Here is a 10,433-nt window from a genome sequence, read left to right on the forward strand (position 1 = left end):
GGCAGATGGTCATATCGTGACGGGGACAGGTTACGCCGTTTTGGCATCGCCGACCAGCCCACGGGCATAATCTTCGGCAGAGAATGGCCGTAAATCCTCGGCCTGTTCGCCAACGCCGACAAGGTGGACAGGCAGTTTGAACTGTTCGGCCAGAGCCACCACGATTCCACCACGGGCGGAACCATCCAGCTTGGTCACGACCAGTCCACTGACATTCACAAGCTCCCGGAAGACCCGCACCTGCTCAATGGCATTCTGCCCGGTTGTGGCATCCAGCACCAGCAGGACGCTATGGGGCGCAGAGGGGTCAAATTTCTGCATCACACGGATGATCTTGGCCAGTTCATCCATCAGGGCCTGTCGGTTATGCAGGCGGCCCGCCGTGTCCACGAGGAGCAGATCGGCCTTTTCCTCCGTGGCCCGTTTCAGTCCGTCATAGGCCAGTCCGGCGGCATCGCCGCCCGGTTTGCCGGCGATGACCGGGGAGCCTGTGCGCTCCCCCCATATCTGGAGCTGTTCGACTGCTGCCGCCCGGAAGGTATCGCCCGCCACCATCATGACGGACCTGCCCTGCTGGTGATACTGATGGGCGATCTTGCCGATGGTCGTGGTCTTGCCCACACCATTGACGCCCACCACCAGAACGACATGCGGTTTCTTGCTGTCGTCCAGTTTGAAAGGCTGGGCTACGGGTTCCAGAACCCGGGAAATCTCGGCGGCCAGTGTCTGGCGGATTTCCTCCGGGGTGATGTGCTCCCCGAAGCTCTTCTCACGGAACTGTTCGATGATCCGTCCGGCCACGGCAGGACCGAGATCGGCAGCGATCAGCTCGTCTTCAAGCTCTTCCAGCGTTTCATCATCAAGTTGCCGTTTGACAAACACCGCATTGAGGCGTGCGCTTGAACGGGACAGACCCTGTTTGAGTCGAGAAAAAAATCCAGCCATGACTGTCGAATTGGTGTGAGAAGGGGGGAGCCGTCAAGCCCTGTTCAGGGGATTTCTGCCATGAGCATACCATCCTGCACAGCTGTGATGCGGATGCGCTCCAGCCGTCCCCGGTGGGATGGTTGCGCTTGCGGAAGTGTGAAGGCGGCAAATTCGGGTGTATGGCCGGTTGTCGGGCTTTCCATGAGGACGGTTTTTTCCTGCCCGACAAAGCGGTTCAGGAAACGGTCCCGTATGGTCTGGCCCAGTGCCCGCAGTCTGGCGGCCCGTTCCTGCCTTGTGGCTTTCGGCATGGCGGGCATACGGGCTGCCGGTGTTCCGGGGCGTTCGCTGTAAGGGAAGACATGGAGGAAGGGAATGGCCTGCTCTGCCAGAAAATCGTACGTTTCCTGAAAGAGGGCATCCGTCTCGGTGGGGAAGCCGGCAATCACATCAGCTCCGAAGCCGGTATCAGGCCGCAGATGGCGGACCTGTGCGATCAGTCCGGCTACGTCAGCTGTATTATGGCGGCGTTTCATGCGTTTCAGGATCAGGTCGGAGCCCGCCTGAAGGGAAAGATGCAGATGCGGCATGAAGCGGGGCTCATCAGCGATCAGGTCCCAGAGGGCCTTGTCCCCTGTATCTGGCGTGAGAATCATGGGGTCGATGGAGGAGAGACGCAGGCGGGCAATTTCCGGCACTTCATCCAGCAGATGGCGGCAGAGCTGGCCCAGCCCCATATCCTTCTGCTGCCATGAGGCAATGTCCACGCCTGTCAGGACAATTTCACAATGTCCCGCTTCTGCAAGAGCCCGGGCCTTGGGGATGATCTCCCCGGGAGGCATGGAGGTGGACTGCCCCCGGCCCGCCGGAATGACGCAGAATGTGCAGTCATTGTCGCAGCCCTGCTGAACCTGGAGAAGGGCCCGGATGTAGCGGGATGGTGGGGGAGCCTGCCCTGCCTCATCAGGCAGGCCCCATGTGGCAGGGAGCGTCTTTTCCGTATTGGGAATCACCCGGCTGACACCGGGCAGGGCAGCCCATGCATCTGCGGCCCGCTCGGAGGCGCAGCCTGTCACGATGATGCGGGCTGCCGGATTTTCCCGGTGTGCACGGCGGATGGTCTGGCGGGCCTGCCGCTCGGCCTCTGCCGTCACCGTGCAGGTATTGACTATGATGGTCTCTTCGTCCCGCATCTGCCCCAGGCGGGCCAGATGCTCCATGGCATCGCTTTCATGGGCGTTCAGGCGGCAGCCGAAGGTGAGAAGGGTGACGCTCATGGTGTGGTGGTCTGTCCTTTTTCCAGCCAGCTCTCATCCAGCGTGCCGGTGAAAACGGTCTGGGCCGGGCCGGTCATCAGGACGGAGCCATCATCCTGCCATGTGATGGTCAGGGCGCCACATTCCATGGTGACACGGCATGTCCGTTCCACAAGGCCACGCCGTGCTGCATTGACGACCGCTGCGCAGGCGCCTGATCCGCAGGCAAGGGTCAACCCGGCACCCCGCTCCCAGACCCGCAGGCGGATGTGGGTGGGGGAGAGAATTTCCGCAAAGCCGATATTGGCCCGTTCCGGGAAAAGGGGATCGGTTTCCAGAACTGGTCCCAGAGCGGCGGCATCTTCAATGGAGCGGAACAGTGTGAGATGGGGATTGCCCATGGAGCAGGCTGCTCCGTCGTGAAGGGGGAGACGGGCCGTGTCGCATTCCCGGGCGAGAGGGATGGTCTGCCAGTCCAGGTGGGGCGTGCCCATGAGGACGGAAATCAGCCCGTTTTTCTGCGATGTGGGGAGCAGGCCATTCTGTGTCTGAAGGGTTGGGCTGCCGCCCAGCAGGGCCGCAACGCAGCGGGAGGCATTGCCGCAGGCACCGGCCTCTGAGCCGTCCGGGTTGAAGAAGCGGACCCGCACGTCCGCACCATCCCGTGTTGGGGCGGAAAGTGTCACAAGCTGGTCGCAGCCGATGCCCGTGCGGCGGTCGCAGAGGCGGCTGATGAGTGTGGTGGAGGGGGATAGTGGTGTCTTTCTGCCATCCAGAATGACAAAATCATTCCCCAACCCATGCATTTTCGTGAAGGAAACGTCCATGATGCCCCTCTGAGACGTGATGAAACCGCCTCTTTCTATAATGTTGCATGGCCGGGGTAAAATGAAGCCTTCCTGCTGCCGGTCTGTTTTTCCTGCCGGGGCAGGCATTGTTCAGGAATCCAGCTGCCCTATATTAAGAGACGACAGCAAGGAACAAGCCGAAAAGGGGAAGGCGTGCAGGGCCTACACGAAAAAGCATTCACACAGGCATCTTCAGAGCCGGATGAGGCTTTCTGGGCCCGGCAGGAGCTGGATTCCCTGATGGATATGGGAGCCCGCACGGCCATTACTGCCCTTTACCGTACCGCCCTGCCCGTGGGGGGGCGGACGCTGGACCTGATGTGCGGGGCCATGAGCCATCTGCCGGAGGATGCCACCTTTCAGGAATTCATCGGGCTGGATGTCAGCAAGGCGGCTCTCAAGGCCAATCAGGCCCTGAGCAGCGCTGTGGAACAGGACCTCAACAGCACGCCTGTCCTGCCGTTTGATGAGGCGAGTTTTGATGGAGCTCTCCTTTGTGATGGGCTGGCCTATCTGACAAAGCCGCAGCAGGTCATCGAAGAGCTGTTCCGTGTTCTGCGGCCCGGTGCGCCGCTGATCATCAGTTTTTCCGACAGATTCGTACCGGCCAAGGCCGTGGCCATCTGGCAGGCGCTGGAGCCGGAAGACCGGGTCCGTTTCACCAGTGCCCTCATGCAGCGGGCCGGTTTTGCGGAGCTGGATACCGGTGAGGTTGTCCCGCCGGAAGACCTTACAGCATGGCAGGATACGGTTCGGGCTGTCATTGGCCGCCGTCCTGTGGCAGGTTGAGCTGTAATCCAGCTTTTCAATATGGTGGTGGATCGTCTCTGGCCTTGCAGGGCAGAAAGGGGTATTCACCGTTTTTCTGGCTGCCACAAACTGGTTCGTGGCAGCATGTGTATGACCGAGTGTTCGTTGACGATGCCTTTTCCCGATACCCATCCCGCCCTGACCCGTGCTTTGGCTGCACGTGGCTATGAACAGCCAACGCCTGTACAGGAGGCCGTGCTGGAGCCGGGGCTGGAAGGGCGTGATCTGCTCGTCTCTGCGCAGACGGGCTCTGGCAAGACAGTGGCCTTTGGCCTCGCCTTTGCGACCGATCTGCTGACGGAAGGGGACAGGATGGCCCCGACCCGCTCCCCGCTGGCGCTGGTGATTGCCCCGACCCGTGAGCTTGCCATGCAGGTTCAGACAGAACTTTCATGGCTTTATGCCGAGACCGGGGCCCGTATCGCCAGCTGCATCGGTGGGACCGATGCCCGCCGTGAGGCCCGCTCTCTGGAGCGTGGTGCTCATATCGTGGTTGGTACGCCGGGCCGTCTGTGTGACCATCTCTCCCGTGGCAAGCTGGACCTGACGGGCCTGCGTGCCGTTGTGCTGGATGAAGCTGACGAGATGCTGGACATGGGCTTCCGTGAGGAGCTGGAACAGCTGCTGGATGCATCCCCGAAGGAACGCCGCACCCTGCTGTTTTCCGCTACCATCGCTCGGGAAATCGCCTCTCTGGCACGGCGCTATCAGCAGGACGCCAAGCGGATTGATACGGTCTCCGGCCAGAAGCAGCATGCCGACATCACCCATCGCTGCGTGGTGACGGCCCCGCAGGAAGTGGAGCGGTCGCTTGTCAACGTGCTGCGGTATTATGAAAGCCAGACAGCCATGGTGTTCTGCAACACCCGCCTGCTGGTGAATCAGGTTCAGGCAGCCCTGCTGGAGCGGGGCTTTGCCTCCGTCGCCATTTCCGGTGAGATGGGGCAGAATGAGCGGTCTCGTGCCATCGAGAGCCTGCGCTCCGGTGCGGCCCGTGTCTGCGTGGCCACCGATGTGGCGGCCCGTGGCATTGATGTCCCGGCCCTCGGCCTGGTTGTCCATGCCAGTGTGCCGTCTTCTTCCGACACGTTCCTGCATCGTTCCGGCCGGACAGGTCGTGCAGGGCGCAAGGGCGTGAGCGTGCTGATGGTACCATTCAACCAGCGGCGCAAGGCGGAGCGTGTTCTGGCGCAGGCCCGTGTGAAGGCTGAGTGGGAGCCGGTACCAACGGCAGAGGCCATTGCCGAGCAGGATGCACAGCGTCTGCTGGAAGATCCGATCCTGACCGGGGAAGCCTCCGTTGCCGTGCCGGAAGAGATCGTGGCCAAGCTGACAGAACGTTTCGATGCCACGCAGCTGGCCCGGGCTCTGGTAGGGTTCCACAAGGCGCATCTGCCCCGTGTGGAAGATATCCGCCCTGTGTCTGTCGAGCCACCAGCCCGTGGTGCTGCCCGTGAAGGGGGACGTGGGTATGAGATGGCTGGTTCGTGGTTCCGCCTTGGCGTAGGGCGTAGTGAAAAGGCCGATCCCAAATGGCTGATTCCGCTCATCTGCCGTCTTGGTGGCGTGCAGAAGCGGGATATTGGCAATATCTGCATCCAGCAGGATGACACGCTCTTCCAGATTTCTGATGAAAAGCTGGCCCGTTTCAATGCCTGTCGGGCAGGAGCAGAGCAGGACGAGGTGACCATTGAGCCAGCCGAGGCTCCTGCCGGTGGGGCCGGTCCCCGCCGGGGTCGTGGTGGCCCGCCGGGTGGGCGTCGCTTTGGTGCACCGAAAGGGCGTTTTGGTGGCCCCGCTGGCGGGGGGCGTCGTGAGGGGCGTGAAGGTCGGGAAGGGGGCCGTGGCCCGTCATCCTTCAAACGTCGTTCCGGCCCGGCCCGCAGCGGCGAGAAATCCACCCGCCGCCGGAGCTGATTCCATCGCCGTTGAAGTGGAGAGGGAGGGGGGTTACCCCTCCTTTTTCATGACGGCCAGCCCGCCAGATGCCTGACAGACGGGCATGATCTCCAGATGGTTCACGTTCATGTGGGCCGGCAGGCCAATCAGCCATGAGACGGTTTCTGCAATATCGGCAGGCATCAGTGGTGTGGTGTTTTCATAGACGGCCCGTGCCTTTGCATCATCACGCAGCCGTACGTTGCTGAACTCACTGCCACCCACAAGGCCGGGTTCGATGGTCGTGACACGCAGTGGCGTGCCCAGCAGGTCTGTCCGCAGATTCTTCATGAACTGGGAGACGAAGGCTTTCGTCGCCCCATAGACATTCCCGCCCCGATAGGCGTAATGACCCGCCGTACTGCCGATGGAGAGGATGTAACCGCGCTCCCGTTCTATCATGCCGGGGAGCAGGGCGTGGGTGATCTCCACGAGGCCGGAGATGTTTGTGTCGATCATGGTTTCCCAGTCATCCACGCTGGAGTCCTGTGCGGGTGTGACGCCCAGTGCCAGCCCGGCATTGTTGATGAGAACATCCACATGGCGCCAGCCCTCTGGCAGGGTTTCGGGCAGGGCGCGCAGGGCGTCCCGGTCGCTCATGTCCAGTGTGAGGGGGAGGAGGCTGGTGCCGAGTGTCTCATGCAGGTTGCTCAGCCGTTCACTCCGGCGCCCCGTGGCGATGACACGGTGCCCCTCCCGGACCAGCCGTGTGGCGATGCTTCTGCCGAACCCGGATGTGGCGCCCGTCACGAGGATGGTCTGTGGCTGGGTCATTGTGGGAACTCCGTGTATGAAGAATGAAAAACAGAACTGTCTTCTGTTATGCTGGACGCATCCCCTGTTTGTAAGAGGTGTTCATGCCGATTCTTGAGCCGATCGAGACATTGACGGGCCGTTTGCTGGTTGCCACCCCTGTTCTGGCAGGGACCGAATTTGCCCAGACGGTCATCTATCTCTGCGCCCATTCCGCCGAGGATGGAGCCATGGGGATGATTGTCAATCGTCGGCTGACCCACCCGGACATCAGTGCGTTGCTGCGCCATCTGGATGTATCGCCCAACCCGCCGCAGCGTCTTTTTGGTGTGGGTGTTGGCGGGCCGGTGGAGCCGGGGCGGGGTTTTGTTCTCCATTCGCCGGAAGGTGGAGGCCTTGGGCGTGGCAGGACAGGCAGCCGCATGACCGTCCTGCCGGATGAGCCGCCCGTGGCAGAAGTCAGTGCCAGCATCGAGATGATCCGGGAGCTGGCGGCAGGCCGGGGGCCACGGCAGGCCATGCTGCTGCTTGGCCATGCCGCATGGGCCGCCGGGCAGCTTGAAGAAGAGATTCTCCATGGCAATGCCTGGTATGTTGTTCCGGCTGATGAAGATATTGTCTTTGGAGCGGATCCCTCCACAAAATGGCAGCGTGCGCTGGAGAGTGTAGGGCTGGAACCGTCCTCACTTACGGCTTCAGTGGGGGAGGCATAAGGTTTCTGCGGGGCTGCCTTTCTATTGCTTGCCTTCTGTTTTGGTCTCAGACTTTACCAGTCTGAAAGGTCCCGGAATCTCCTTGCAGACAGGCGTTTTTGTGGGTGAATCCAGAAACGCCCTCTTGAAACCGATGTGATCGTGCCTAAATTTTAGGCACGGTCTGTCGCCATATCGGGGCAGGCTGAACAGTCATCGCTGCCAAGGATGGGGCGAGAAGGAGAGGCAAATATCATGGATATTCAGAAATTTACGGAGCGGAGCCAGGGGTTCATTCAGGCTGCCCAGACCATTGCCCTGCGAGACTATCACCAGCAGCTGACGCCGGAGCATCTGCTCAAGGCCCTGCTGGATGACGAGCAGGGAGCGGCGACAGGGCTGATCCGTGCCGCAGGCGGGGACCCGAAGGTCGTCCGGCAGGCCAATGATGCGGCCCTGGCCAAACTGCCGGCTGTGCAGGGCAGCGGAGCATCCCAGCCCCAGCCGACGCCTGATTTCGTGCGGGTGCTGGATGGTGCGGAGGCGGCTGCCAAGGCGGCTGGTGACAGTTTCGTGGCGCAGGACCGTCTGCTGGCAGGCATTGCGGCCAGCAGGACACCGGCCGGTGAGGCCCTGCGGCAGGGCGGGGCGTCTGCTCAGGCTCTGGAAAAGGCGATTGCGACCGTCCGCAAAGGGCGGACCGTGGATTCGGCCTCGGCAGAAAACAATTTTGATGCGCTGAAGAAATATGCCCGTGACGTGACGGCTCAGGCGCAGGAAGGCAAGCTGGACCCGGTCATCGGGCGTGACGAGGAAATCCGCCGGGCCATTCAGGTTCTGGCACGCCGCAGCAAGAACAATCCCGTGCTGATTGGTGAACCCGGTGTTGGCAAGACCGCCATCGTGGAGGGGCTGGCCCTGCGTATCGTCAATGGCGATGTGCCGGAGGCTCTGCGCAACAAGAAGCTGCTTTCTCTCGACATGGGGGCACTGATTGCCGGTGCGAAATATCAGGGTGAGTTTGAGGAACGCCTGAAGGCTGTCCTCAAGGAGATTGAGAGTGCCGAGGGGCAGATCATCCTCTTCATCGATGAGATGCATACGCTCGTTGGCGCAGGGCGTTCCAGCGGGGCGATGGATGCGTCCAATCTCATCAAGCCGGAACTGGCCCGGGGTGTGCTGCACTGCCTTGGCGCCACGACTCTGGATGAGTACCGCAAATATATCGAGAAGGACGCTGCGCTGGCCCGCCGCTTCCAGCCGGTCTTTGTGGGTGAGCCGTCCGTTGCGGACACGATCTCCATCCTGCGTGGGATCAAGGAGAAGTACGAGCTGCATCATGGGGTGCGGATCACCGACAATGCACTGGTTTCCGCAGCGACCCTGTCCAACCGGTATATCACGGACCGCTTCCTGCCGGACAAGGCCATCGATCTGATTGACGAAGCCGCCAGCCGCCTGCGGATGCAGATCGACAGCAAGCCTGAGGCTCTGGATGAGCTGGACCGCCGCATCATCCAGCTGAAGATCGAGCGTGAGGCCATCCGCAAGGAGGATGACACGGCCTCCCGTGAGCGTCTGGAAGCTCTGGAAGCTGAACTGGCTGACCTTCAGGAGAAGTCTGATGCGATGAGTGCGGCCTGGCATGCGGAGAAAGACCGCATGAATGCCGTGCAGAAATACAAGGAAGAGCTTGACCACGCCCGGTCCGAGGTTGAGGTGGCGCAGCGCCAGGGAAATCTCCAGCGGGCATCCGAGCTGATGTACAGCCGTATTCCGGAGCTGGAACGTCAGATCGAACAGGCCCAGCAGGCAGAAGCCCAGTCTGATGGCAATACGCTGTTCGCTGATACCGTGACGGATCAGGGAATCGCCGCTGTCGTGTCCCGCTGGACCGGCGTGCCGGTGGACCGGATGCTGGAAGGTGAGCGTTCCAAGCTCATGCGGATGGAGTCCGTGCTGCGTGAGCGTGTCGTGGGGCAGGAATCGGCTCTGGTGGCCGTGTCCAATGCTGTGCGCCGTGCCCGTGCCGGGTTGCAGGACCCCAATCGCCCGATCGGTTCCTTCCTGTTCCTTGGTCCGACCGGTGTGGGCAAGACCGAGCTTGCCAAGACGCTGGCGCAGTTCCTCTTTGATGATGAACGCGCTTTGCTGCGGATCGACATGAGCGAGTTCATGGAGAAGCACTCCGTCTCCCGTCTGATCGGTGCCCCTCCGGGGTATGTCGGTTACGATGAGGGTGGCGTGCTGACCGAGGCCGTGCGGCGGCGTCCCTATCAGGTCATCCTCTTTGATGAGGTGGAGAAGGCGCATGAGGATGTCTTCAACATCCTGCTTCAGGTGCTGGATGATGGCCGCCTGACGGACGGGCAGGGTCGTGTGGTGGATTTCCGCAATACGATCATCGTGCTGACCAGCAATCTTGGTTCCGAGGTTCTGGCGCATCAGAAGGATGGTGAATCAACCGAATCCGTGCGGAATGAGGTGATGGAGGTTGTCCGGGCGCATTTCCGGCCGGAATTCCTGAACCGTCTGGACGAGATCATTCTCTTCTCCCGTCTCCAGCGGGCGGACATGGGCCAGATCGTGGAGATTCAGCTGGGCCGCCTGCGGCATCTTCTGGCTGATCGCAAGATCACCCTGTCTCTGGATGAGAAGGCACGGGAGTGGATGGCCGAGGCTGGGTATGATCCGGTCTATGGTGCCCGTCCGCTGAAGAGGGTGATCCAGCGTGAGTTGCAGAACCCTCTGGCCGGTCTCCTGCTGGAAGGGACCATCCATGACGGAGATGAGGTGACCATCTCGGCCAATGATCAGGGACTGCTCATAAATGGACATTCGGCAGCCCAGAGCTGAATGGCGTGATGGAAGGCCGCCCCGCAGGGGGCGGTCTTTTTTCTGTTGTCGATTCTTTTTGGTGGGGTGATTCGCCGGGGGTTGTGTTTTTTGGGTTAGGTGGCGGTTTTCTGGGGTTTTTGGGGTTTATGTGAAGAAACTTTGAGAAAGTTTCGGGAATCGTGTTGACCGTGTGGGGGTGGGTGCGTATAAGCCCATTCACCGGCGGCGCTGGGGCGGGAGTTCTGGGGCGGCTGGGGTGGTCATTGACAAGAGAATATGGGTTATAAAGTAGAGACTGGAAGGGATATGTTGGCGGCGTTTTCGTTGGCGAAGGCTGATGGAAGACGGAAGCTGATGTATCTGACTTTAAG

Annotated in this window: 8 protein-coding genes; 4 read left to right on the forward strand and 4 right to left on the reverse strand. The window is 61.2% G+C overall.

The features are described from left to right. Positions 1-30 precede the first annotated feature (30 nt). From ftsY to dapF, 3 genes are read right to left on the reverse strand one after another with little or no spacing between them, the layout of a single operon-like run. Entirely contained in the window at positions 31-945 is a 915-nt protein-coding gene (ftsY, locus tag DTI93_RS05490; protein WP_043558868.1) for a signal recognition particle-docking protein FtsY, read from the reverse strand. Between the two features lie 44 nt (positions 946-989). After that, on the reverse strand, positions 990-2,204 hold the full coding sequence (locus DTI93_RS05495; RefSeq protein WP_043558866.1) for a MiaB/RimO family radical SAM methylthiotransferase: 1,215 nt from the start codon (positions 2,202-2,204) through the stop codon (positions 990-992). Next, entirely contained in the window at positions 2,201-3,010 is an 810-nt protein-coding gene (gene dapF / locus DTI93_RS05500; RefSeq protein ID WP_249079896.1) for a diaminopimelate epimerase, read from the reverse strand. Before dapF ends, DTI93_RS05495 begins: the two co-directional genes overlap by 4 nt. 174 nt (positions 3,011-3,184) lie before the next feature. Between dapF and DTI93_RS05505 the strand changes: the two genes are divergently transcribed. Continuing rightward, the gene (locus tag DTI93_RS05505; protein WP_227449724.1) at positions 3,185-3,820 is read left to right on the forward strand and encodes a class I SAM-dependent methyltransferase; all 636 of its coding nucleotides are present in this window, start codon (positions 3,185-3,187) and stop codon (positions 3,818-3,820) included. A gap of 132 nt (positions 3,821-3,952) precedes the next feature. After that, positions 3,953-5,758, forward strand: a complete 1,806-nt coding sequence (locus DTI93_RS05510; RefSeq protein ID WP_081562894.1) for a DEAD/DEAH box helicase — start codon at positions 3,953-3,955, stop codon at positions 5,756-5,758. Positions 5,759-5,791: 33 nt separating this feature from the next. On the opposite strand, the gene DTI93_RS05515 is transcribed toward DTI93_RS05510, so the two are convergent. Continuing rightward, positions 5,792-6,553, reverse strand: a complete 762-nt coding sequence (locus DTI93_RS05515; protein WP_103765617.1) for an SDR family NAD(P)-dependent oxidoreductase — start codon at positions 6,551-6,553, stop codon at positions 5,792-5,794. An 83-nt stretch (positions 6,554-6,636) separates the two neighbouring features. Between DTI93_RS05515 and DTI93_RS05520 the strand changes: the two genes are divergently transcribed. Next, on the forward strand, positions 6,637-7,245 hold the full coding sequence (locus DTI93_RS05520) for a YqgE/AlgH family protein (RefSeq protein WP_043558854.1): 609 nt from the start codon (positions 6,637-6,639) through the stop codon (positions 7,243-7,245). A gap of 234 nt (positions 7,246-7,479) precedes the next feature. Continuing rightward, complete coding sequence (gene clpB, locus DTI93_RS05525) at positions 7,480-10,080, forward strand: ATP-dependent chaperone ClpB (RefSeq protein WP_043558851.1); 2,601 nt, start codon at positions 7,480-7,482, stop codon at positions 10,078-10,080. The last annotated feature ends 353 nt before the right edge of the window (positions 10,081-10,433 follow it).

Source organism: Parasaccharibacter sp. TMW 2.1884 (assembly GCF_023337695.1).
Classification (GTDB): Bacteria; Pseudomonadota; Alphaproteobacteria; order Acetobacterales; family Acetobacteraceae; genus Bombella; species Bombella apis.